Source organism: Streptomyces sp. NPDC006174, from assembly GCF_040614075.1.
Taxonomy (GTDB): domain Bacteria; phylum Actinomycetota; class Actinomycetes; order Streptomycetales; family Streptomycetaceae; genus Streptomyces.
In genome coordinates, this window is record NZ_JBEXTJ010000002.1 from 237560 (window position 1) to 261692 (window position 24133).

Here is a 24133-nt window from a genome sequence, read left to right on the forward strand (position 1 = left end):
CACCCGGGCCTAAACCCCCGCCCCGTCCTCCTCGTACAGCTCGAACCAGATCGACTTCCCCTCCCCCCGAGGATCCACCCCCCACGCATCAGCCAGCATCTCCATCAGCACCAGCCCCCGCCCACTGGACGCCATCTCCCCGGGCCGCCGTTTGTGCGGCAGCTCGTCGCTCGCGTCGGCCACCTCCACCCGCAGCCGCCGCTCTCCCCGGTCCCCGGAGACCTCCGCCGCCATCAACGCGTCGCCGTCCGTGTGGACCAGCACATTGGTGGCCATCTCCGAGACCATCAGGACCGCCGAGTCGACCTGCTCCGGGTCCTTCCAGTCGTGCAGCAGCTCCCGTACGAGCTGGCGGCCGACCGAGATCCGCTCCGGCTCGGCCTGCGCGATCGTCAGCACGCTGCGCCGGGCCGGCGTCTCCGGCGCCCGTACGCTCTCCCGCCGCAGCACCAGCACCGCGATGTCGTCCTCGCGGCGGTCCGCCAGCGGCCCGGTCGTGTAGTGCGAGGTCGGCCCGTGCACCGCCTGGACCAGGGCGTCCGCCATCTCCTCCAGGTCCTCGGTGGGCTCCTCCAGGACCGGGCGCAGCCTGCCCCAGCCGGTGGCCATGTCGTGGCCGCCGGTCTCGATCAGGCCGTCCGTGCAGAGCATGATCGTTTCTCCGGGCTCCAGGACGACCCGGGTCGTCGGGTAGTCGGAGTCCGTCTCGATGCCGAGCGGCAGCCCGCCGGCCGTCTGCCGGATCACCGCCGTGCCGTCGGCGCTCACCACCACCGGGTCCGGATGGCCCGCCCGCGCGATGTCCAGCGTTCCGGCGTCCGGGTCCACCTCGGCGTACAGGCAGGTCGCGAAGCGCGGCGCGGCGGGCTCGTCGTCGCCGGCCACCCCCTCGTACGCGTCGGTCAGCCCGGTGAGGAAGCGCGAGGCCCGCGCGAGCACGGCGTCCGGGCGGTGGCCCTCGGAGGCGTACGCGCGCAAGGCGATGCGGAGCTGGCCCATCAGCCCGGCGGCCCGGACGTCATGGCCCTGCACGTCGCCGATGACCAGCGCGATCCGGCCGTTGGGCAGCGGGATCATGTCGTACCAGTCGCCGCCCACCTGGAGCCCGCCGCCGGTCGGCACGTACCGCGCCGCCACCGTCATCCCCGGGATGTCCGGCCCCAGCGTCGGCATCATCGACCGCTGGAGCCCGAGCGACAGTTCCCGTTCGGTCTCCGCGACCCCGGCGCGGGCCAGCGCCTGCGCGAGCATCCGGGCGACCGTCGTGAGCACCGCGCGCTCGTCCGGCGAGAAGCCGACCGGGTGCTGGAACCCGGCCATCCACGCGCCCATCGTGCGGCCGGAGGAGACCAGCGGCAGGTAGGCCCAGGACTGCCGGCCGAAGCGGCGGGCGAGCGGCCAGGTGGCGGGGTAGCGGCGGCGGTACTCCTCGGGTGAGGGCAGGTAGATCGCGCGGCCCGTACGGACGACCTCGGCGGCCGGGTAGTCGGTGTCCAGGGGCATGTCGGTGAACGGGTCCTCGTCCGCCGCGCTCTGCCCGTGGTGGCCGATGATCGTCAGCCGCTCGCCGGCCGAGCCGAAGACCGCGAGGCCGTCCGGCGAGAAGCCGGGCATGGAGAGCGACGCGGCGACCCGCAGCACCTCCTCCGTGGACCGGGCCTCCGCCAGCGCCCGCCCGGCGTCCAGCAGGAACGCCTCCCGGGACCTGCGCCAGTCGCCGGTGATCGGCGTGTGGACGGCGTCCGTGGAGCCCGGCTGCGGCTCGGCCACCTCCTGGAGGGTGCCGATGAGCACGTAGTTCTCCCGGTCCCCGGCCGTCGCGACGACCGGCTTGGAGCGACTGCGTACGGTACGCAGCACCTTCCCGCGCTCGTCCACGATCCGCAGCCGGGCTTCTGCCAGGGTGCCCTCGGCGACGGCCAGGTTCACGACCCCGTAGATCTCGTTCCAGTCGACCGGGTGGAAACGGGAGCGCACCGCCGCCTCCCGGTAGCTGCCGGGCTCGGCGGGCAGGCCGAGCAGCCGGGCCGCCTCCGCGTCGAGCGTGACCGTGCCGGCTGCGTTGTCCCAGCGCCACAGGCCCGTCGCGATCGCGGCCAGGACGTCCTCGGTGCGCATTGCCCCACTTTAGGAAGATGTGCTCTCCGCGCGCCACCGAGAGGCGGCCGAGTGCGGGCCGCCGTCGAGGGCGGGCGGGAAAGCGAAATGAAGAGGCCCGGCGCCGGGCGGTAGCCTGGGGTGGCTCATTCCACCCCCAACCGCGAAGACTGGATGAACGACGATGCATCGGTACAGGTCCCACACCTGCGGCGAGCTCCGCGCCTCTGACGTCGGCACCGACGTCCGGCTGAGCGGCTGGCTGCACAATCGCCGAGACCTGGGCGGCATCCTCTTCATCGATCTGCGCGACCACTACGGTCTGGTGCAGCTCGTCGCCCGTCCCGGCACGCCCGGCAACGAGGCCCTGGCGAAGCTGACCAAGGAGACCGTCGTCCGCATCGACGGCAAGGTCTCCGCGCGCGGCGCCGAGAACGTTAACCCGGAGCTGCCGACCGGTGAGATCGAGATCGAGGTCACCGAGGTCGAGGTGCTCGGCGAGGCCGGCCCGCTGCCGTTCACGATCAACACCGAGGACGGCGTCAACGAGGAGCGGCGCCTGGAGTACCGCTTCCTCGACCTGCGCCGCGAGCGCATGCACCGCAACATCCTGCTGCGCTCGGCCGTGATCGCCTCCATCCGCTCCAAGATGGTGGCGCTCGGCTTCAACGAGATGGCGACCCCGATCCTCACCGCGACCTCTCCCGAGGGCGCCCGTGACTTCGTCGTCCCGTCCCGGCTGAACCCCGGCAAGTTCTACGCGCTGCCGCAGGCCCCGCAGCAGTTCAAGCAGCTGCTGATGATCTCGGGCTTCGACCGCTACTTCCAGATCGCGCCCTGCTTCCGCGACGAGGACGCCCGCGCGGACCGCTCGCCGGGCGAGTTCTACCAGCTCGACGTGGAGATGTCCTTCGTCGAGCAGGAGGACGTCTTCCAGCCGATCGAGAAGCTGATGACCGAGCTCTTCACCGAGTTCGGCAACGGCCGCGAGGTCACCTCGCCGTTCCCGCGCATCCCGTTCCGCGAGTCGATGCTGAAGTACGGCAACGACAAGCCGGACCTGCGTGCCAAGCTGGAGCTCGTCGACATCTCGGACGTCTTCGCCGACTCCGGGTTCAAGGCGTTCGCCGGCAAGCACGTCCGCGCGCTGCCGGTCCCGGACACCGCCGGACAGTCCCGCAAGTTCTTCGACGGTCTCGGTGAGTACGCCGTCGAGCACGGCGCCAAGGGCCTGGCCTGGGTGCGCGTGGGCGAGGACGGCACGCTGGCAGGGCCGATCGCCAAGTTCCTCACCGAGACCGACGTCAAGACGCTCACCGAGCGCCTCTCGCTGGTCCCGGGCCACGCGGTCTTCTTCGGCGCGGGCGAGTTCGACGAGGTCTCCAAGATCATGTCGGTCGTCCGGGTCGAGGCCGCCAAGCGCGCCGGCCACTTCGAGGAAGGCGTCTTCCGGTTCTGCTGGATCGTCGACTTCCCGATGTACGAGAAGGACGAGGAGACCGGCAAGATCGACTTCTCGCACAACCCCTTCTCGATGCCTCAGGGCGGCCTGGCCGACCTGGAGGAGAAGGACCCGCTCGACATCCTCGCCTGGCAGTACGACATCGTCTGCAACGGCATCGAGCTCTCCTCGGGCGCCATCCGTAACCACGAGCCCGAGCTGATGCTCAAGGCCTTCGAGATCGCCGGGTACGACCGCGAGACCGTCGAGCACGAGTTCGCGGGCATGCTCCGCGCGTTCCGCCTCGGCGCTCCGCCGCACGGTGGCATCGCGCCGGGCGTCGACCGCATCGTGATGCTGCTCGCCGACGAGCCCAACATCCGCGAGACGATCGCCTTCCCGCTCAACGGCAACGCCCAGGACCTGATGATGGGCGCGCCGACCGAGCTGGACGAGTCCCGGCTGCGCGAGCTGAACATCCAGCTGCGCAAGCCGGTCGCCGCGAAGGGCGCGGGCGCGTCGGAGAAGACCACTCAGGAGAAGCCCACCGACAAGTAGTCCGTACGGTCCCGCTCTGCGGATGTTTCACGTGAAACAGCCCCCGATCACCCGATCGGGGGCTGTTTCGTCGCGGGAGCGCGCGAGCCGGTGACCGGCGGGCGACGCGGTACAGCCGGATGGCCCCGGTTCGGATTCGGTCGCGCCGCGTCCGGCAAAGACTGGCACCGAGACACCTCTCTCGTACCCGACACACCTCTCTCGCACCGCGTGCCGTCCCGCCACGCCGTTCCGCCGTCACCCGAGGAGCCCGCCACCGTGTCCGTCCCGCTCCGCCCGCCCGCCCTGCTCGCCGCGCCACTCCTCGTCCTGGCCCTGCTCCTCACCGGCTGCACCTCCTCCGGCGCCACTCCCGCCACCGCCCCCGTAGGCGCTCCTGGACAGGGCGCCGCAGGCCCGGAGTCCGACGCCGCCTCCGTACGCCGCTCATCACCCTCCGCGGCGGAGGCGCCGAGCCCCGCGGAGATCCCGGGCCTCGGGCCGCAGACGCGGGCGGAGATCCCTGAGGAGGCCCGGCAGGCGTTCGTCGTCACCGGGGAGGACGAGGACGCCAACCGGTCCAGCGCGGTGCTCTACAGCCGCGAGGACCCGGCGGCGGGCTGGGCGCCGGTCGCCGGGCCGTGGGACGCGCACAACGGCATGGAGGGCTGGACGGACCACCACGTGGCCGGCGACCTGAGGTCCCCCAGGGGCGTCTACACGCTCACCGACGCGGGCGGCCGCCTCCCGGACCCGGGCGCGCTCCTCCCGTACGACGAGCACCCACGGTTCGCGGTGGACGGCGTGGGCTTCTTCGGTGAGCCGCTGGAAGGCTCCTTCGACTACGTCGTCGCGATCAACTACAACCGCACGGCAGGCGTCACCCCGCTCGACCGCACCCGCCCTCTGGGCCTCGGACGCGGCGGCGGCATCTGGATCCACGTCGACCACGGCGGCCCCACCCAGGGCTGCGTCTCCATCCCGGAGGAGCACATGGAGGATCTCCTGCGGACCCTGGACCCGGAGCTGAACCCGGTGATCGTGATGGGGGACGCGGAGACGCTGGGGCGGTGATCTGGCTGACGGGTGGGGATCCTTGGCCGTACGCTGAAGCTGTTCCCCGACACAAGTGACCCGGTGGCCCGGTGCAGGAGGAGGTCGTTGTGAGCGTGGTCGAGGACCGCGTCCTGACGCAGGACGTCTTCGAGGATCTGGCCCGTCACGCCATACGCGCGGAGGAGGCGCTGCGGCTGGAGTTCGTGAACGGGAAACTGGGGGTCAAGGCTGTGCCGGACGGGGACCAGGGGCGGATCATCGAGTGGCTGACGCGCCTGTGCATGCAAGCAGATCCGAACCGGTGGCTTTATCCCGACCAAGGTCTGCGCATCGAGGCGTATCGCAAGGGCAATGCCCGCCCCGACGGCAGCTTCGCCCGCAGCGGCACCTTCGCAGGCCAGGGCGAATGGGCGAGCCCCGACGACGTCCTCATGGTCGTCGAGGTCACCTCGTACGACGAGGACACCGACCGCCGTGACCGCGTCGAGAAGCCCCGCGCGTACGCCGAGACCGGCATCCCCGTCTACCTGCTGATCGACCGGGGCACCTGCGAGGTCAAGGTCCACTCGCAGCCCGACGGTGTGCGCTACGAGCAGGTCGTGACGGTGCCGTACGGCAAGACCGTCACGCTGCCCGACCCGGTCCGGATCGAGCTGGACACCGAGCCGCTCAAGAACTGGACGCGCTGACCCCGACGCGATACGCGAGGAGCCCGGGACCACATGCGGTGGTCCCGGGCTCCTCGCGTATGTACTACGCCGGCTTCTCCTCCAGGCGCGGGAACAGCACCGCGCCCTTCGTCACCGTGGCGCCGGCGGGCAGCGTGCCCCAGACGCCCGCGTCCTGGACCTTCTGGTCGGCCAGCGCGCCCAGGGACTCCTCGGCGCCCAGGGACTCCCAGAGGCGCTGCGAGGTCTCCGGCATCACGGCGTTCAGCAGGACCGCGACACCGCGCAGCGACTCGGCGGCCGTGTACAGGATGGTCGCCAGGCGGGCCTGGCCCTCCGGGGTGGTGTCCTTGGCCACCTTCCACGGCTCCTGCTCCGTGATGTAGCCGTTGACCTGCTTCACGAAGTCGAAGACCGCCAGGATGCCGGACTGGAAGTCCAGCTCCTCACCGATCTTCCGATCGGCGGTCGCCACCGCCTTCGCCAGGCCCTCCCGCACGGCCCGCTCGGCGTCACCGGCGGCCGTGGCCTCCGGCAGCGCGCCGCCGAAGTACTTGCCGACCATCGCCGCCACACGCGAGGCGAGGTTGCCGTAGTCGTTGGCCAGCTCGGAGGTGTAACGGGCGGAGAAGTCCTCCCAGGAGAACGAGCCGTCGCTGCCGTACGCGATGGCCCGCAGGAAGTACCAGCGGTACGCGTCCACGCCGAAGTGCGAGGTCAGGTCCTGCGGCTTGATGCCGGTCAGGTTGGACTTCGACATCTTCTCGCCGCCGACCATCAGCCAGCCGTTGGCGACGACCTTGCCGGGGAGCGGCAGGCCCTGCGCCATCAGCATCGCGGGCCAGATCACCGCGTGGAAGCGGAGGATGTCCTTGCCGATCAGGTGCACGTTCGCCGGGAACGTACCGTCGAACTTCTCCTGGTTGGCACCGTAGCCCACGGCCGTCGCGTAGTTGAGGAGCGCGTCGATCCACACGTAGATGACGTGCTTGTCGTCCCACGGCACCGGGACGCCCCAGTCGAACGTCGAGCGCGAGATCGACAGGTCCTGCAGACCCTGCTCGACGAAGTTCACGATCTCGTTGCGGGCCGACTCGGGCTGGATGAAGTCCGGGTTCGCCGCGTAGAACTCCAACAGCTTCGGGCCGTACGCGCTGAGCTTGAAGAAGTAGTTCTCCTCCTTGAGGAGCTCCACCGGCTTCTTGTGGATCGGGCAGAGCTTCTGACCGGCGAACTCGCCCTCGCCGTCGAGCAGGTCGCCGGGGAGCTTGTACTCCTCGCAGCCCACGCAGTACGGGCCTTCGTACCCGCCCTTGTAGATCTCGTCCTTGTCGTACAGGTCCTGCACGAACTCCTGCACACGGTCGGTGTGCCGCTTCTCCGTCGTCCGGATGAAGTCGTCGTGTGCGATGTTCAGGTGCTCCCAGAGGGGCTTCCACGCCTCCTCGACGAGCTTGTCCGCCCAGGCCTGGGGAGTCACGTTGTTCGCCTCGGCCGTGCGCATGATCTTCTGACCGTGCTCGTCCGTGCCGGTGAGGTACCACACCTTCTCGCCGCGCTGGCGGTGCCAGCGCGTGAGCACGTCGCCTGCGACGGTCGTGTAGGCGTGGCCCAGGTGAGGAGCGTCGTTGACGTAGTAAATGGGGGTCGAGACGTAGTACGCCGTCGCCCCCTGCTTCTCGGATCCAGTGGCCGCCATGGTCGAAATCCTAACGGTCCGTCGAAGATCCACTCACATCGATAAAGCGGGTCCCGTCGGTGGGGCCGTACGTGGAGAGCTTTGCGAAACATCCCTTCACGTAATGGTTCCCCCTGGAAAGTCGCATCCTGGGAGCGAGCGGACAAGCGTGTACGAGCCAGGGGACATCACCATGCGGGTACTGGTCGCCGAGGACGAGGAGATCCTCGCGGAACTGGTCGCGACCGGGCTGCGCCGGGCCGGCTTCGCGGTCGACACCGTCTACAGCGGGGACGCGGCCCTCGCCTACCTCGGGCTGCACGACTACGACGTCGTCGTCCTCGACCGCGACCTCCCGCGCGTCCACGGCGACGACGTGGCCCGCCGCCTGGTCACCTCCGGTTCCCGTACGCGGATCCTGATGCTGACCGCCTCCGGCACCATGGAGGACCGGGTCGCCGGGCTCGACCTCGGCGCCGACGATTACGCATGAGCAAACTCCGCGCCAAGCTCGGTGAGCCCGCGCTGATCCGTACCGTCCAAGGCGTCGGGTACGCCCTGTGAAGGACCCGGGCCGGTTCCGGTTGCGGCGGCTGGTGGAGGCGTCGACGCTGCCGCACTCGACGATCAGAACCCGCATCGCCCTCGTCTACGGCGGGGTCTTCCTCGTTCTCGGCACCGCGCTGCTCGCCACCGTCAACGTGGCCTCCCGCGCCGGTTCATCGCCAACGCCTCGCACGAGCTGCGGACCCCGCTCGCCACTCAGCGCGCGGCGATCCAGATCGGCCTGGACGACCCGACGCCCGATGACCTCGTCCGCACCCGGCAGACGCTGCTGGACACCAACCGGCGCAGCGAGCGGCTCATCGAGGGGCTGCTCGTGCTGGCCCGCAGCGAACGCGGGCTGGCCGCCGACGAGCGTGAGGACGTCCGGTTCGACCGGGTGGTGGCGGAGGAGACGGCGCGGCGGCCGGGGACGGACGGCCGTCCTCCGGTGAGCGTCGAGGTGGTGGCCTGTCCGGTGCGGGGCAACCGGATGCTGCTGTCCCAGCTGGTGTCGAACCTGCTGGCCAACGCGGTCACGTACAACGTGCCGGGCGGTTCGGTGGACGTCTCGCTGACCGGTGACGGCGCGCTGGTGGTGCGCAATACCGGGCCGGTGGTCTCCGAAGGTGACATCGCGGGGTTCTTCGAGCCGTTCCGGCGCGGCGAGGGCCGTGACCGGATGGGGCCGGGATCGGGCCTCGGGCTGTCGATCGTGCGGTCGATCGCGGTGGCCCACGGCGGCACGGTCACGGCGGTACCGGGCCCGGAGGGCGGTGGTCTCGCCGTGACCGTACGGCTGCCGGTCGATCAGCCCGTCGCTCAGTCCTCGGAGCGCTCTTCGCGCGTGGCGAGCCAGGCCGGGAGCCCGGCGAGGATCTCGCGGTAGAGCTCGGCGTCCGACATCTCGCGCGGGGCCGGGCCGGCGTGGAAGAAGGCGGCGTTGGGCGCGCCCAGCTTCCGCAGGAAGTCGAAGCCCTTGCCGTCCTGCTCACCGAAGCCGACGAACTGGAAGAACAGCGGCAGCCGCGCCGCGTCCGCCAGCGCCAGGCGCGCGAGCTGCTTGGCGTCCGGCGGGCCGTCCGTCTGGAAGATCACCAGCGCCGGACCGGCCGCCTCCGTCTTCTCGTGGTCCGCCACGATCTCCTCGATCGCGCGGTGGTAGTTCGTCCGGCCCAGGCGGCCGAGACCGGCGTTGAGTTCGTCGACGCGGCCCTCGTGGCCGGCCAGCTCGATGGTGCCGGTGCCGTCGATGTCCGTCGAGAAGAAGACGACGGACACGGTGGCGTCGGCGTCCAGGTGAGCGGCGAGCGCGACGGCGCGGTCGCCGAGGTGCTGGGCGCTGCCGTCCTTGTAGAACGGCCGCATGGAGCCCGAGCGGTCGAGCACCAGGTAGACGCGGGCGCGCAGCCCGGTCAGCCCGTACGCCTTGAGCGCCGCCTGCGCCGCCTTGTACGGAGCGACGAGCTGGGGCGCGCGGGAAGTGACGCGGGCCAGGGGGGTGGCGGGCTTGGCAGCGGGGGTCGGGGCTCCGATGGCGGTGGCGGAGGGCTCGGCTGCTGCTTCGTTGACCTCGGTGGGGGCCTTCGGGGCGGCTTCCGGGGTGGGCGTGGCTTCGGCTTCCGGCTGGGGCGTCGCCGCTGCGGGGGCTGCCTCGGGAGTTGCCTCCGGCGTGGTGGCGGGGGCGACGGGCTCGGCCTTGGTCGCCGCGACCGGCTCGGCTTCCGTTTCTGGTGCGGGTGCGGGTGCGGGTGCGGGTGCGGGTGCGGGCTCGGGGGTCGGCTCCTCGGCCGGCTCCGGGGCGAGATCGAGGCCGAGGTCGATCGTGATCGGGGCCGGCACCGCGACCGGTACGGGCTCCTCGGCCTTGACGGGCTCATCCGCCTTCACGGGTTCGACGACCGGCTCGTCCGCCTCCACCGCTTCCGCGGCGGGCTCCTCCACCGTGACCGGCTCGACGACGGGCTCCGGGACCGGCTCCGCCTTCGGTTCCGCGACGGTCTCAGCGGCGGGCTCGGCGACCGGCTCCGCCGGCGGTTCGGCAACCGGCTCCGCGACGGCCTCCGCCTTCGGCTCGTCCACAGGCTCAACGACCGGCTCGGCAGCGGCCTCCGCTTTCGGCTCGACGGCGGTCTCAGCGACCGGATCCGCGACGGCCTCCGCCTTCGGCTCGTCCACAGGCTCAACGACCGGCTCAACGACCGGCTCCGCCGCAGCCTCCGCAACCGGCTCCGCGTCCGGCCCCGTCCCCTGCGCCGGGACCGTCGGCGAGGCAGTGGAGGAAGGCGTCGGCTTCGGCGCGGTCGCCTTGTCGAAGGCCGCGGCCACCAGGTCCACCGCACCGGCGTCACTGTCGGTGTTCTCCGCAACGGGCGAAGAGGGCGCCGGAATCGAGGCCTTGGGCTCCGACGCCTTCGGCTCGGACACCTCAGGACCGGTCGGCGAAGCGGTCTCCGGCTCCGTGGACGGGGTGCGCTCGGCCTGGGGCGGGACGGTGGCCGTGGTCGGCTCGTCCTGCTCCGTGCGGCCGAACACCTTACGCAGCAAGCTCCGAATGCCCATGGGCGAGGCCTTTCGCATGAGTTGGGTGCGGGGAATGTCCGACCTGGGCGATTTCAACCCTGGCCAGGACGGATACGTAAGGTTAGCGGCCGGATCCGGCCGTTCGCCGGTCCGGCCCACCCCTGTGCCAACCGAGCCGAAACCGATCCCGGACCGAGCCCCTGCGGTGTCCGGCACGGTGTTCACGTACGAGGTCAAGGGAACAGCGGTGGCCCGGACTTCACCCGCCGTTCACCGGGAGTCCCTCGGACCGCGTGGGGCCGCACCTACCGTCACGCACGACACACCGACGGAGGGAATCCACGTGCGTAATCTGCTGCCGCTCATCAGCTCCCACAGCTCCCACCCGGGCGGGCGTTCCGCGCTGACCTGCCGCTACCGCTGCGGAGACGCCTGCTTCCAGGAAGTCCCGAACACCAGCGACAACGAGTACGCCGGCGACATCATCGCCCGTGCCGTCTCCCGCCGCTCGATGATGCGCGCAGCCGCCGTCGTGACGGTCGCCGCCGCGGCCGGTACCGCCGCGCTGACCGGCCCGGGCGTCCCGCAGGCGGAAGCCGTCGCGCTCGCCGGCCACGGCCACAAACCGCACCCGCCCCACAAACCGGCCCCGTCCGGCGCCCGTGGCCTGCGGTTCTCGCCCGTCGCGCCCAACAAGAACGACAAGGTCACCGTCCCCGACGGGTACGGCCAGAACGTGGTGATCCGCTGGGGCGAGCCGATCCTGCGCGGCGCGCCCGCCTTCAATCCGGAGAAGCAGACGGCCGAGGCGCAGGCGGGCCAGTTCGGTTACAACAACGACTTCCTCTCGCTCCTCCCGCTCCGTGGCGAGCGCGGCCGTCAGGTCCTGGTCGCCAACCATGAGTACACGGACGAGATCCTCATGTTCCGCGGTTACGATCCGGCCAACCCCACCCGCGAGCAGGTGGAGATCGCCTGGGCCGCGCACGGACTCTCCGTGGTCGTCGTCCAGGAGGAGAGCCGCACCGGAAAGCTCGGCGCGGTCAGCCGTCACCCGCTGAACCGCCGGCTCACCGCCACGAGTGAATTCCGGGTCACCGGACCGGCGGCGGGCAGCGATCTGCTCCGTACGTCCGCCGACCGCACCGGCAGCAGGGTGCTCGGCACGCTCAACAACTGCGCGGGCGGCACGACGCCTTGGGGCACCACGCTGCACGGTGAGGAGAACTTCAACCAGTACTTCGCCAACGGCACCACCGCCATGCACAAGCGGTACGGGATCGGTACCGGCGCCACCGAGCGCAAGTGGGAGCGGTTCGACCGGCGGTTCGACCTGGCGAAGGAGCCCAACGAGGCCAACCGCTTCGGCTGGGTCGTCGAACTCGACCCGTACGACCCCGACTCCACCCCGCGCAAGCGGACCGCGCTGGGCCGGTTCAAGCACGAGGCGGCCGAACCCCGGCTGACGACCGACGGCCGCCCGGTCGTCTACATGGGCGACGACGAGCGGTTCGACTACCTCTACAAGTTCGTCTCCAGCAAGCGGATGAAGAAGGGCACCTCGCGCGCCGCCCGCGAGCACAACCTGACGCTGCTGGACGAGGGCACGCTGTACGTCGCGAAGCTCACCGGCGACTCGCCGGCCGCCGAGATCGACGGCAGCGGAAAGCTCCCGAACGACGGTGAGTTCGACGGCAGCGGCGTCTGGATCCCGCTGGCCACCGGCACCACCTCGCACGTGCCCGGCATGACCGCCGACGAGGTGTACGTCTACACGCGGCTGGCCGGTGACAAGGTCGGCGCCACCAAGATGGACCGGCCCGAGGACGTCGAGCCCTCGCCGCGCACCGGCCGCGTCTACGTGGCGCTCACCAACAACACCGACCGCGGAAAGGAGGGCAAGGCTCCGGCGGACGAGGCCAACCCGCGCAACGCCAACAAGCACGGGCAGATCCTGGAGCTGGCGGAGAACTGGGACGACCCGACGAGCGACGGGTTCGCCTGGCGGCTCTTCCTCGTCGCGGGCGACCCGAACGACCCGTCGACGTACTTCGCCGGCTTCCCCAAGGACCGCGTCAGCCCCATCTCCTGCCCGGACAACGTGGCGTTCGACGACCACGGCAATCTGTGGATCTCCACGGACGGCAACCAGCTCGGTTCGCACGACGGCCTCTTCGGTGTCGCGACCCATGGTGACCGGCGCGGTGAGCTGAAGCAGTTTCTGACCGTCCCGGCCGGTGCGGAGACCTGTGGCCCGGTCATCCAGGACCGTCGCGTCCTGGTCGCCGTCCAGCACCCGGGCGAGGTCGACGGCGCATCGGTCGAGAAGCCGGCGAGCACCTGGCCCGACGGGCCCGGCAAGATCGTCCGTCCCTCGGTCGTCGCGGTCTGGCGCAAGGACGGACGCGACATCGGCGTGTGACCGCGCCCGCCCCGCCTTCCCTGGGTCCGCTCCCGGGGGCTGACCGGCCATCAGGCCCGTGCCGTTCCGGTGCGGGCCTGATGTGCATCCATCAAAAGCGCTCGGGCGCCGCTGCCGCACCGGCCGGGACCACGGCGCGGGCCGCCGCAGGTGACCCGGTCCCGCCCGACGACATGCCGGACGACGGGTTCCACGACGAGTACGAGGCGAGCAGGACGACCTCGTCGGACCTGGCGGTATGTGCGAGGTCCGGGCGCCCGCGACGCGGGCCGCACCGGTCCCGGGCCGGGCCGCCCACTTCAGGCTCGCGGCGGCGCCACGACGCCGACAGAACGACCTGACGCCGGACGGCCTGGAGAGCGACGTCAAGGACAAGAAGCGGATCGGGCGGCAGAGCAACGTCTGGAACGCCTTCGGCTACCGGTACGTGATGCCGCAGACCGCCACCTGGAAGTTCAGCTGTGGTCGCTGAGCGAGCACGCCCCGAGCTCCTCCCGCACCGGATGCAAGCGGGAGCTGTACAGCTACGACATGGCCGAGGTGATCGGAGACTTCGGCTCCTGACGTTCCTGACCGGTGCTCCGTCGACCAGGACTAGAGTCGGACCCATGGTTTCCGGTGACGTGCCGCAGGCGGAGGGAAGCGTCCGGGTCGACGTGTGGATCTGGTCGGTCCGGCTGACGAAGACCCGTGCCCAGGCGGCCGCCGCCTGCCGCGCCGGGCATGTGAAGGTCGGCGGTGAGCGGGCCAAGCCCGCCCAGGCCGTCCGGGTCGGTGACGAGGTGCGCCTCCGGCACGCCGGGCGGGACCGAGTGGTCGTCGTCTCGAAGATCGTGAAGAAGCGGGTCGGCCCGCCGGTGGCCACCGAGTGCTTCGTCGACAACAGCCCGCCTCCGCCGCCGCGCGAGCTCGCGATCCAGGTTCCGGTACGGGACCGGGGCGCGGGCCGTCCGACCAAGCGCGACCGGCGCGAGATGGACCGGCTCCAGGGACGCCCGCCGGAGCTCTGAGCCGACCGGCGGCCCCTCATGCGGGTTCTGTCCCGGTGTTTCACGTGAAACACCGGGAGGGTCACCGCGCTGCCGCTCTCCGGCGTCCCAGCAGCATCCGGGCCACCATCGCTCCCACCAGCAGGACCGCGCCGGCCACCAGCACCACCCACACCGTGGTCCGCAGTGAGGCGGTGAGGGCGTCGATCACCGCGGCCGCCGCGTCCCGGTCGCTGCCCGGCACCTCGTCCAGCGCCCGGCTCCGCCCGACCGCCATCAGGATCCGCAGCACGACCGCTCCGAGGACCGACCCGGCGCCGACGGCCGCCGTGGCGCTCAGGGCCGACCGGAGCCCTCCCCGTACCGTCGCGATGCCCACCACCAGCACCAGCAGGACCAGCGTGGCGATGGCCGGCCAGATGCTGCAGTAGCGCAGCCAGTGGAACGAGTCCCGGAGCGTGTCCGCGCGGTCCGCGCCGATCACCGTGATCTCCGTCCGCTGGACCGGGATCTGGTCCGCGAACGGCACGCCCTGGTTCACCAGATCCTGTTTGACCTGCCCGATCACCGGGCCCAGGTCGATGGCGACCGCCTCGCCGCTGTCGCCGTCCAGGGCGGCGGTCACGGCCTTGTGGGCGGTGCGGTTCGCGGTGTCCCAGGCGTTGGCGAAGGCCTCGGTGGTGGCGAAGGACCGGACCGTCTCGCGCAGGAAGTCCCGGACCGTGTCCTGGAGCGGGCCGAGGTCGATCTGCCGCATCGCCTCTTCGGTGATCAGGTCCGTGACGGTGCTCTGTACCACCGGGTCGGAGGAGAGCGGTGAGACGGCGGCGACGTACCGGTCGGTGTCGTCGATCTCCAGGTCGACCCAGGCGGAGAGCGCGCTGAAGGGCACCAGGACGGCGAGCAGGACGATCAGGACGGCCGAGAGGGCCGCCGGGACCGTCGAGACGCCCGAGTCCCTGAAGGCCGCCGAGGCCGCCGGATTCGCCGAAGTCGCCGAAGATGAGGTCCGCACCCCTCCAGGGAATCCCGTGCGGGGCCGGACCGCTCAGGGCCGTACGCCGTTCGAGTTGCCGGGCCGCGTGGGCGGGTGTGCTCTGGAGGGACGGAAGCGTGCGACGGGGGTGAGGGAAGGAGCTGTCCGCGATGGCCACACACGCAGCCATGCCCGGCCGGAAGGGGGCCCGCGCGCACGCACGGCCCCGCAGCCTCACGCCGTACGGCGTGGGGGTGCCTCTGGCGCTCGGCATCATCTACGGGTTCTACGCCGCGTTCATCCGCCGCGACGGCGGACCCAGCACCGGCGGGCAGGTCGTCCTGGGCCTCGTCTCCGGCGCGGCGGTGGCGGCCCTCTGCTTCGCGCTGGGCCGGATCCAGCGGACGCTGCCGCACGGGCCGCGGGCGATCGCGTACGGCGCTCTGACCGCCTGTGCGGTCGGCTTCCTGGTGAGCCTCACGGATACCGGCGTGCTCCGGTCGACCTTGCTGGGGCTGGTGGTCGGCGTGGGTGTCTTCCTGGCCACGTTCTATCTCTTCTACTCGCGGGAACCCTGACCGCCGGCGCCTCCCGCGAGGACCGATCCAGCCGTGGACACCGACCGGGGGCGCGGCCGCCAGATCGCATCTGGCGGCCGCGCCGCCGCGTCTGGCGCCTCAGAGGTGAGGAAGCCGGAGAGGGAGCGGGAGGAGGAAGACGCGATGTCGGACGACGTCAGGACCGGCGGGCAGGCCGAGGAGAGCGATGGCGGTGACGGCGGTGACCCGCTGCGGGTCGCGGTGATCATCGGCAGTACGCGCGAAGGACGCATCGGCGACGCGGTCGGCCGCTGGTTCGTGGAGCGGGCTCGGGTACGGGGCGAGCTCGACCTCGTCGTGCTGGACCTCGCCGATTTCGACTTTCCGGTGCACTATCCGGAGCGGGCGACGGAGCACATGACGGAGTTCACCGGCGCGATCGCGAGGGCCGAGGCCTTCGTCGTGGTGACCCCGGAGTACAACCGCTCCTTCCCGGCCTCCCTCAAGCAGGCCATCGACTTCGCGTACGAGGAGTGGCAGACCAAACCGGTCGGCTTCGTGAGCTACGGCCACGGCTCCACCGGGCTGTACGCGGTGGAGCAGCTGCGCTCGGTCTTCACGGAGCTGCACACGGTGACCCTGCGCAACGGGGTCGCTCTGGACTTCCTGCGCACACCGCTGGAGGACCGCGCCGGAGCCTGTGCGCGGGACCGGGCGGTGCGGCTGATGCTCGACCAGCTCGGCTGGTGGGGCCGGGCCCTGCGCGAGGCGCGGGCGGTCCGGCCCTATGTCTCCTGACGGCCGGATCCCCGACCCCTCGACCTTCGACGACGACGTACAAGGAATGGATTCATGAGTACTGAACTGGCCATCGAGACCACGGGGCTGGTGAAGGTCTTCGGTGAGAACCGCGCGGTGGACGGTGTCGACCTCGCCGTCCCGACCGGCACCGTCTACGGGGTCCTCGGACCCAACGGCGCCGGGAAGACCACCACCGTACGGATGCTCGCGACGCTGCTGCGCCCGGACGGCGGATCGGCACGGGTGTTCGGCAGAGACGTGGTGAAGGAAGCCGACGCGGTCCGCAGCCGGGTCAGTCTCACCGGGCAGTACGCCTCGGTCGACGAGGACCTGACCGGCACCGAGAACCTGGTCCTGCTCGCCCGCCTCCTCGGCCACTCCAAGCCCGCGGCCCGCGACCGGGCGGCCCAGCTGCTCGAAGGGTTCGGGTTGACCGAGGCCGCCGGCAAGCAGGTGAAGAACTACTCGGGAGGTATGCGGCGCCGTATCGACATCGCCGCGTCCATCCTCAACACCCCGGACCTGCTCTTCCTGGACGAGCCGACCACCGGACTCGACCCGCGCAGCCGCAACCAGGTCTGGGACATCGTGCGCGCCGTCGTCGCGCACGGCACCACGGTCCTGCTGACCACGCAGTATCTGGACGAGGCCGACCAGCTGGCCTCCCGGATCGCCGTGATCGACCACGGCCGGGTGATCGCCGAGGGCACCAAGGGCGAGCTCAAGGCCTCCGTCGGCTCCGGCACCGTCCATCTGCGGCTGCGCGACGCCGGCCAGCGGCCCGAGGCCGAGCGGGTGCTGTCGCTGGAGCTCGATGCCACGGTCCAGCTGGACGCGGACCCGGTGGCGCTGACCGCCCGGATCGACGCGCACGGTTCCGACCGGGGCGCGGCGGAGCAGGCGGCCCGGGCCCTGGCCGAGCTGGCCCGGTCCGGCATCACGGTCGACAACTTCTCGCTGGGACAGCCCAGCCTCGACGAGGTCTTCCTCGCCCTCACGGACAAGAAGGGAGTGGCGGCATGAGCACCGCGACCACCAAGACGGATCTGGAAGACGTCGAGCTCGCCGCGCCGGACAAGGAGCGCCTCTCCGCTCTCCTGGTCGGCCTGGACCGGCCGCCGAGGCCGAGCGCGCTCTCGGCCTCGCTCACCTTCGGCTGGCGCGCCATGCTGAAGATCAAGCATGTGCCGGAGCAGCTCTTCGACGTGACGGCCTTCCCGATCATGCTCGTCCTGATGTACACGTACCTCTTCGGTGGCGCGCTGGCCGGCTCCACGGAGGAGTACATCCAGTTCCTGCTGCCGGGCATCCTGGTGATGAGCGTCGTGATGATCACGATGTACACGGGCGTCTCGGTCAACACCGACATCACCAAGGGCGTCTTCGACCGGTTCCGTACGCTGCCGATCTGGCGGCCCGCGCCGATGGTCGGCTATCTGCTCGGCGACGTCCTGCGCTATGTGCTGGCCTCGGTGGTGATGCTCACCGTCGGCATGATCATCGGCTTCCGTCCGGACGGCGGAGTGCTCGGGATGCTGGCGGGAGTGGCCCTGCTGCTGGTCTTCGCCTTCGCCTTCTCGTGGATCTGGACCATGTTCGGGCTGCTGCTGCGCACGGAGAAGTCCGTGATGGGCGTCAGCATGATGGTGATCTTCCCGCTCACCTTCCTCAGCAACGTCTTCGTCGACCCGAAGACGATGCCGGGCTGGCTGCAGGCCTTCGTGAACAACAGCCCGATCACCCACCTGGCCACGGCGGTACGCGAGTTGATGGCAGGCAACTGGCCGGTCTCCGAGCTGGCCTGGTCGCTGGGATGGGCCGGAGTGATCATGGTGGTCTTCGGTTCCGTGACGATGCGGCTCTACAACCGGAAGTGACCGGCGAGAAGTCGGCAGCTGTGACCCGGCGCCGCATCGGCGCCGGGTCGCGGACGTCGGCCCGGGGTCACAGCCGCCAGTCGGTGGCGTGGCTCGGGCGGTAGGCGCAGGTGGTTCCCGTGGTCACGGACTCCCGCAGGTGTGCCGCCAGCTCCGGGTGGAGCGAGTCCAGCTTGCGCAGGGTGTCGCGGATCCGGGCGGTGACCGTCTTACGGGCCCGCTCGGTCTGGTCGCCGAGGCGTCGGCTCCGGCCGCCGAGCCCGGCCGCCGTGCGCAGCTGGTCGAGGAGGGCCTGGCGCTCCCGGTCGTACGCCTCCACCTGCCGGGTGTCGTCCCGTGCGGCCGCGCGGTCTATCTCGGCGTCCAGCCGGTCCAGGTGCTCCTTGTACCGGCGCTTGGCCTCCTCGTCGAGCACCGGATCGCCCCCCATCCGCCCGGCGGCGGCCACGACGGCGCCGCCTTCGGGAGCCAGCAGCTGTACGGCCGGGACGTCGGCGCCCGGGAGTCCCAGCAGGCTGTGCAGGTCCCGCAGCCCCTTGGCGTCGGGGACATGCACGGTCCGCCCGTCCCAGCACAGCTGCCAGACGGAACCGTCGCGGCGGAACTCGGCAGCGGGTGGCGCCGGGATCGGGTCGGTGTCGGTGTCGGCAGTCCGGTGGCCGGGTCCGGTGGTGCTGTGGTCGGTGGCCGGCGCGGGCGCGCGGAGTGCGGGGGCTTCGGCGGCCAGGTGGTACAGGCCCAACTCGCCCGTCTCCCGCTCCACTTCGGCGAGGAGTGCGCGGGCCCGCCCGGTGTCGCCCGGCTCGGCGCGGGTGAGGAGCGCGCGTGCCAGGTGCAGCCGCGCGCGTACGGCCCAGGGGCGGGCGCCGAGGCGGTCCGCGGAGGCGGCGGCCTCGGTGAGCGCGGCCACCGCCGCGTCCTGGTCGTCCCGCGCGGCGGCGAGCATCCCGAGCCAGAGGTCGACGGGGCCGCCGATGTCGCACCCGTACAGCGAGACGACCCACTGGCCGGTGTACGGGGTCAGCTCGTCCTCGGCGCGGCTGATCAGGCGCCGGTCGCCGGTGGTCGCGGCCGCCTGGGCCAGCAGCCGGAGCCAGAGCGGCATGAAGGCCCGCGGATAAGGGGCCGCGCGGTCGGACTGCTCGGCGATCAGGCGGAGGGCCGGGGCCGCGTCGCCCTGCTCCACCGCGGTGAGCGCCTCCAGTAGCCCGGGATACGGATAGCGGGCGGCCGGCAGTGCGGCGAGCACCTTCTCGGCCTCCGCGAACCGGCCCCGCAGCAGATGCAGCGACCACTGCAGATGGCAGCCCATGAAGCCGAACGCCTCGTGGTCCTCGCCCTCCAGGCCGAGCTCCTCACCGCTGAGCGCGTCGGCGGCCTCGGTGAACCGGCCCTGGAGCGAGGCGATCAGGCTGCCGTCGACGGCGATGGCCAAGGCGAACCGAGGCAGCTCCGAGAGCTCGGCGGCTCGGATGAACGTGCGGTACTGATCGATGAAGGCAGGGTCGCCGAGCTCCAGCAGCGCCACCCACCGCATGGAGGTGGCGTGCAGCTCCATGTCCAGGTTCTGTGTGCGCCGGCCGACGACGGCCATCTCGTCGGTCAGCCCGAGCCGCTCGACCGCCGAGCCGAGGCCCCATACGGAGTCGTGGCGCGCCCAGAGCGAGAAGGCGAGGGCCTCGTCGTCCGAGCCGTCGCGGGCCAGGGCCATGATGTGGATGGCCAGCTCCTGCGCGAGCCGGTCGGCGGAGAGGCTGTCCTGCCCGTCCTTGCCGGTGACCCTGCGGTGCGCCTCGCTCAGGAACGTCACCATGAACGTCTCGCCGCCGCCCAGGGTGCCTCGCCGGTACAGCGTGATCGCGACCCGGGCCAGCAGCTCGGGATCGTCCAGCTCCCGTGCCAGGTCGACCGCCCGGTCCAGCAGACGGCCGCCCTCGGCGCTCTCCCCGGCGTGCCGCAGCTGTTCGCCGAGGTCGAGGCAGATGAGCGCGGTCCGGCGGCGGTCGGCAGCCTGCGCCGTACCTGGTGACTCCGCACCCGCTTCCGGGTCCGCCTCGCCGCCCGCTTCTCCCGACGCCACCGCGAGCGCCCGGCGGTAGTGGCCGATGGCCTCCTCGTCGGCGAGGCGGCCCGAGGCGTCCCGGGCGGCGGCCAGCAGCAGGTCGATCCGGCGGTCGCGCTCCAGCTCTCCTCCGGAGAGGTGGGCGTGGCGGGCGAGGTCGCCGGGCCGCACCGCGTCGGCGAGGCCGCCGTGCGCGTCCAGCGCCCGGACGACGGCAGCGTGGTGGCGGGCCTCCGCGTCGCCGAGGGAGGCGTACAGCGTCTCGCGGAGCAGGTCGTGGGCGAAGGCGTAACTCCCGGAGGGCCGCGGGACGACGACCCGGGCGACGACCGCCGACTCCAGCAGCCGCTCCACCTGAGGGACCGGCGAACCGTGCACCACGGCCAGCACCTGCCGGCGGAACTCCCGGCCGAGCACGGCGGCGGTGGTCAGCAGCGAGACGACCGCGTCCGGCAGCAGGCTCAGCCGCTGCCGGACCGCCTCCCGCACGCCGGGCGGGATGGTGGATACGGGGCTGCCGCTGTGCCAGAGCCGGGCCGTCTGCTCGACGAAGAACGGGTTGCCGCCGGTGCGCCGGTGGACCTCGTCGACCAGGTGCGGCGCGGGCTCGCGGCCCGTGGTCACGGCCATCAGCGCGCCCACCTCGTCGCGGCCGAGGCCGGTCAGCGTGAGCGTGGCCGAGGCGCGCGAGACGAGAGGCAGGATCAGCTGCTGGAGCGGATGGCCGTGGGCCTCCACCTCGACGTCCCGGTAGGTGCCGACGAGCAGCAGGCGCTCGAACCAGGCGTGCTGGGCGGCGAATTCGAGCAGCCGGAGCGAGGCCGGGTCGGCGCTGTGGAGGTCGTCCAGGACCACGACCAGCGGGCGGCTCTGGGAGACGGTGACGAGGGCCGTGGTCACCGCGTCGTACAACCCGAAGGCCTCGGGACCGTCGGAGGAGGCACCGTCCGACGAGGCGCCGGCCGCACCACCCGCAGCGGCGTCCCCGTCGACGTCTTCCGAGCCCGCCGCGCCATCGCTCCCCGGATCACCGAGCAGGACGCCGAGCCGTCCGTCCGCCGACTCCTGGGCCGCCGCCCACTCCGCCGCCGTGGCCGAGCGGCGCAGGCCGCGCAGGATCTGCACCCACGGCCAGTAGCCCGGAGTGCTGTCGGAGTCCCAGCAGGAGCCGCCGACCACCAGCGCCCCGCGCCGCCGCGCTTCGTGCGCGGCGTCGGTGACGAGCGTGGTCTTCCCGATCCCGGCCTCACCCGTGACCAGCACAAGACCGCCGTGGCTGTCCGTGGCCCGGACGATCTCCGAGCGGAGGATGCCTGCGGGATGGTCGCGCCCGAACAGAGCAGGGGTCATGACCACACGATAGGAGGACCCACTGACAACGGCTCCTCGTTCTGCCGGGGCGAGCTGGTGGACGGCCTCCGACCAGGCCGAACGCAAGCCGGCGGCTCCTCGCCCACCAGGTCGAGGACAAGCCGGTGGCCCTCCTCCGACCTGGTCGAGGAAGGGCCACCGGCGGAGCGACGGTCAACGCGCGACCGGCGTCCGGTGCTCAGTCGCGTACGACCGTCACCGGGCACGGCGCGTGCTGCGTGACGTGGAGGCTGACCGAGCCGAGCAGCGTCGCCTTGAGGCCGCTGCGGCCACGGGCGCCGACGACGAGCAGGTTGGCGCCCTGGGCCCGGTCCAGCAGGGACTGGGCCGGGTTGCCGATGACCACGATCTTGCTGATCGCGGCCGCTCCTTCGGCGCCGAGGGCCTCCTCCAGCGCCTCGTTCAGAGAGACCAGGGCCAGCGCCTGCGGATCGAAGTCCTGCGGCAGGCCCGGCATCATGGACGCCCAGCTGGTCGCGGGATACTCCCAGCTGTTCACGGCCTCCACGGTGTCACCGGTCAGCTCGGCCTGGCGTACGGCCCAGTGCAGCGCCTTGATCGAGGGATCGGACCCGTCCACACCCACGACGATCCTGCCCATATCTGCCTCCAGCTCGGTCCGGCTCGGAACAGATGCGTTCCAGCATCCGCTCTCACTGTAATCAAACGGACAATCGGGCCGGCTCAGTCCAGCCGCAGGTCCGCGAGTTGCTGCTCGAACGGGACGACCGCGTCCTCGCCGTCGTCCAGGCCCGGCGAACGGGAGGCGCCGGAGACCGTGCGGCCCAGCACCGCCGAGGCCAGCTCGCCGCCGGCGCGCCGGATCCGGGACGGCAGGCCCTCGGTGTACTCGTCGCCGGAGGAGCCCCAGTCCTCGGACGCGGCGTAGACGGAGGTCGGTACGGTGACGGCCCGCAGGTAGGCGAAGAGCGGCCGCAGCGCGTGCTCCAGGACCAGCGAGTGGCGGGCCGTGCCGCCCGTCGCGGCGATCACGACGGGCTTGCCGGTCAGCGCGGTGTTGTCGATCAGGTCGAAGAACGACTTGAACAGACCGCTGTACGAGGCGGTGAACACCGGCGTCACGGCGATCAGCCCGTCCGCCTCCGTCACCGCGTCGATCGCCTCCCGCAGTCCGGCCGACGGGAACCCGCTGACCAGGTGGTTCGCGATGTCCACGGCGAGGTCGCGCAGCTCGATGACGCGGACCTCGACATCCCTGCCGTCTCTGTCCTGCTCGGCCGCGAGGCGCTCACGGGTGGCGGCGGCCAGCCGGTCGGCCAGCAGCCGGGTGGAGGACGGCTGGCTCAGCCCGGCCGAGACGGCGACGACGCGCAGCGGCGTGGTGGCGAACATGCTGGTCAAGCTCCCTTCCGGGCCGTACGGGCGGCGGTCACCGCCGGGTGGACGGGCGCGGACTCCGGCACTCCGGCCGGCCGCAGGTTGGCGAACTCCTTGCGCAGCACCGGTACGACCTCCTCGCCGAGGATGTCGAGCTGCTCCAGGACCGTCTTCAGCGGAAGCCCCGCGTGGTCCATCAGGAACAGCTGCCGCTGGTAGTCGCCGACCGCGTCCCGGAACGTCAGCGTCCGCTCGATGACCTCCTGCGGAGAGCCCACGGTCAGCGGGGTCTCGCGGGTGAAGTCCTCCAGGGACGGGCCGTGGCCGTAGACCGGCGCGTTGTCGAAGTACGGGCGGAACTCCCGTACCGCGTCCTGCGAGTTCTTCCGCATGAACACCTGGCCGCCGAGCCCGACGACGGCCTGTTCGGCGGTGCCGTGACCGTAGTGGGCGTAGCGGCGCCTATAGAGGGCCACCATCTTCTTCGTGTGCTCCATCGGCCAGAAGATGTTGTTGTGGAAGAACCCGTCACCGTAATAGGCGGCCTGTTCCGCGATCTCCGGCGAGCGGATGGAGCCGTGCCAGACGAACGGCGGGACGCCGTCCAGCGGGCGCGGGGTGGCGGTGAAGGACTGGAGCGGCGTGCGGAACTTGCCCTCCCAGTCCACGACGTCCTCGCGCCACAGCTTGTGCAGCAGGGCGTAGTTCTCGATGGCCATCGGGATGCCCTGGCGGATGTCCTTGCCGAACCACGGATAGACCGGCCCGGTGTTGCCCCGGCCCATCATCAGGTCGACGCGGCCGTCCGCGAGGTGCTGGAGGGTGGCGTAGTCCTCGGCGATCTTCACCGGGTCGTTGGTGGTGATCAGCGTGGTGGACGTGGACAGGATCAGGTTCTCGGTGCGGGCCGCGATGTAGCCGAGGGTCGTCGTCGGGGAGGACGGGACGAACGGCGGGTTGTGGTGCTCGCCGGTCGCGAAGACGTCCAGGCCGACCTCCTCGGCCTTCCGCGCGATGGCCAGGGTCGCCTTGATCCGCTCGTTCTCGGTCGGCGTCCGGCCGGTGGTCGGGTCGGTGGTGACGTCTCCGACGGTGAAGATCCCGAACTGCATGGCGTCCGCCTCCTGAGGGTCGCGAGATGATCCATAATTGGTTGAACGTTGAACTACACCCTACAACGGGACGCCCCGGCGACCTATTCCCTTGCGCCGCCGG

The 24133-nt window shown here is 71.4% G+C and carries 18 protein-coding genes and 2 pseudogenes; 12 read left to right on the forward strand and 8 right to left on the reverse strand.

Annotation, left to right across the window (positions count from 1 at the left end):
- Positions 1–9: 9 nt before the first annotated feature.
- The gene (locus ABZ267_RS05560) at positions 10–2118 is read right to left on the reverse strand and encodes a SpoIIE family protein phosphatase (RefSeq protein ID WP_356749841.1); all 2109 of its coding nucleotides are present in this window, start codon (positions 2116–2118) and stop codon (positions 10–12) included.
- Between the two features lie 163 nt (positions 2119–2281).
- On the opposite strand from ABZ267_RS05560, the gene aspS reads away from it, so the two are divergent.
- The 3 genes from aspS to ABZ267_RS05575 all read left to right on the forward strand — a co-directional run bounded on the left by aspS (position 2282) and on the right by ABZ267_RS05575 (position 5820).
- Positions 2282–4096, forward strand: coding sequence for an aspartate--tRNA ligase (aspS, locus tag ABZ267_RS05565; protein WP_356749843.1), 1815 nt, complete (start codon positions 2282–2284; stop codon positions 4094–4096).
- Between the two features lie 258 nt (positions 4097–4354).
- Positions 4355–5149, forward strand: a complete 795-nt coding sequence (locus ABZ267_RS05570) for a L,D-transpeptidase family protein (protein WP_356749845.1) — start codon at positions 4355–4357, stop codon at positions 5147–5149.
- Positions 5150–5238: 89 nt separating this feature from the next.
- Positions 5239–5820 carry a Uma2 family endonuclease gene (locus ABZ267_RS05575; RefSeq protein ID WP_356749847.1) on the forward strand — a complete coding sequence of 194 codons (582 nt, stop codon included), beginning with the start codon at positions 5239–5241 and terminating at the stop codon, positions 5818–5820.
- Positions 5821–5884: 64 nt separating this feature from the next.
- Here the strand turns inward: ABZ267_RS05575 and metG are convergent, their stop codons facing one another.
- Positions 5885–7498, reverse strand: coding sequence for a methionine--tRNA ligase (gene metG, locus ABZ267_RS05580; RefSeq protein WP_356749849.1), 1614 nt, complete (start codon positions 7496–7498; stop codon positions 5885–5887).
- A gap of 172 nt (positions 7499–7670) precedes the next feature.
- Between metG and ABZ267_RS05585 the strand changes: the two are divergent.
- Both ABZ267_RS05585 and ABZ267_RS05590 read left to right on the forward strand, forming a co-directional pair.
- A pseudogene (locus tag ABZ267_RS05585) lies at positions 7671–7964 on the forward strand (response regulator); the annotation flags it as partial.
- A 73-nt stretch (positions 7965–8037) separates the two neighbouring features.
- Positions 8038–8909 (forward strand): annotated as a pseudogene (locus tag ABZ267_RS05590) (HAMP domain-containing sensor histidine kinase).
- Here the strand turns inward: ABZ267_RS05590 and ABZ267_RS05595 are convergent.
- The gene (locus tag ABZ267_RS05595; protein ID WP_356749851.1) at positions 8843–10582 is read right to left on the reverse strand and encodes a VWA domain-containing protein; all 1740 of its coding nucleotides are present in this window, start codon (positions 10580–10582) and stop codon (positions 8843–8845) included. The pseudogene ABZ267_RS05590 and the gene ABZ267_RS05595 overlap by 67 nt on opposite strands.
- Before the next feature lie 304 nt (positions 10583–10886).
- On the opposite strand from ABZ267_RS05595, the gene ABZ267_RS05600 reads away from it, so the two are divergent.
- The 3 genes from ABZ267_RS05600 (at position 10887) to ABZ267_RS05610 (ending at position 13975) form a co-directional block, all read left to right on the forward strand.
- Positions 10887–12965, forward strand: a complete 2079-nt coding sequence (locus ABZ267_RS05600; RefSeq protein ID WP_356749853.1) for a PhoX family protein — start codon at positions 10887–10889, stop codon at positions 12963–12965.
- 238 nt (positions 12966–13203) lie between these two features.
- Positions 13204–13437, forward strand: a complete 234-nt coding sequence (locus ABZ267_RS05605; protein WP_356749855.1) for a hypothetical protein — start codon at positions 13204–13206, stop codon at positions 13435–13437.
- A 136-nt stretch (positions 13438–13573) separates the two neighbouring features.
- Complete coding sequence (locus tag ABZ267_RS05610; RefSeq protein WP_356749857.1) at positions 13574–13975, forward strand: S4 domain-containing protein; 402 nt, start codon at positions 13574–13576, stop codon at positions 13973–13975.
- A 61-nt stretch (positions 13976–14036) separates the two neighbouring features.
- On the opposite strand, the gene ABZ267_RS05615 is transcribed toward ABZ267_RS05610, so the two are convergent.
- Positions 14037–14969: a hypothetical protein gene (locus ABZ267_RS05615; RefSeq protein WP_356749859.1), complete on the reverse strand. Its 933-nt coding sequence runs from the start codon at positions 14967–14969 to the stop codon at positions 14037–14039.
- A gap of 131 nt (positions 14970–15100) precedes the next feature.
- Between ABZ267_RS05615 and ABZ267_RS05620 the strand changes: the two genes are divergently transcribed.
- The 4 genes from ABZ267_RS05620 (at position 15101) to ABZ267_RS05635 (ending at position 18147) form a co-directional block, all read left to right on the forward strand.
- Positions 15101–15508 carry a hypothetical protein gene (locus ABZ267_RS05620; RefSeq protein WP_356749861.1) on the forward strand — a complete coding sequence of 136 codons (408 nt, stop codon included), beginning with the start codon at positions 15101–15103 and terminating at the stop codon, positions 15506–15508.
- Between the two features lie 144 nt (positions 15509–15652).
- Positions 15653–16267 carry an NAD(P)H-dependent oxidoreductase gene (locus ABZ267_RS05625; RefSeq protein WP_356749863.1) on the forward strand — a complete coding sequence of 205 codons (615 nt, stop codon included), beginning with the start codon at positions 15653–15655 and terminating at the stop codon, positions 16265–16267.
- Between the two features lie 54 nt (positions 16268–16321).
- The gene (locus ABZ267_RS05630; RefSeq protein WP_356749865.1) at positions 16322–17293 is read left to right on the forward strand and encodes an ATP-binding cassette domain-containing protein; all 972 of its coding nucleotides are present in this window, start codon (positions 16322–16324) and stop codon (positions 17291–17293) included.
- Positions 17290–18147, forward strand: a complete 858-nt coding sequence (locus tag ABZ267_RS05635; RefSeq protein ID WP_356749867.1) for an ABC transporter permease — start codon at positions 17290–17292, stop codon at positions 18145–18147. The genes ABZ267_RS05630 and ABZ267_RS05635 overlap by 4 nt, the downstream gene beginning before the upstream one ends.
- A gap of 67 nt (positions 18148–18214) precedes the next feature.
- On the opposite strand, the gene ABZ267_RS05640 is transcribed toward ABZ267_RS05635, so the two are convergent.
- The 4 genes from ABZ267_RS05640 to ABZ267_RS05655 form a co-directional block, all read right to left on the reverse strand.
- Positions 18215–21559 (reverse strand): AAA family ATPase, encoded by a 3345-nt coding sequence (locus ABZ267_RS05640; protein ID WP_356749869.1) that lies wholly within the window; start codon positions 21557–21559, stop codon positions 18215–18217.
- A 199-nt stretch (positions 21560–21758) separates the two neighbouring features.
- Positions 21759–22181 carry a universal stress protein gene (locus tag ABZ267_RS05645; RefSeq protein WP_356749871.1) on the reverse strand — a complete coding sequence of 141 codons (423 nt, stop codon included), beginning with the start codon at positions 22179–22181 and terminating at the stop codon, positions 21759–21761.
- 83 nt (positions 22182–22264) lie between these two features.
- Positions 22265–22933, reverse strand: a complete 669-nt coding sequence (locus ABZ267_RS05650; protein ID WP_356749873.1) for an FMN reductase — start codon at positions 22931–22933, stop codon at positions 22265–22267.
- A gap of 5 nt (positions 22934–22938) precedes the next feature.
- The gene (locus ABZ267_RS05655) at positions 22939–24030 is read right to left on the reverse strand and encodes an LLM class flavin-dependent oxidoreductase (RefSeq protein ID WP_356749875.1); all 1092 of its coding nucleotides are present in this window, start codon (positions 24028–24030) and stop codon (positions 22939–22941) included.
- Positions 24031–24133: the final 103 nt, after the last annotated feature.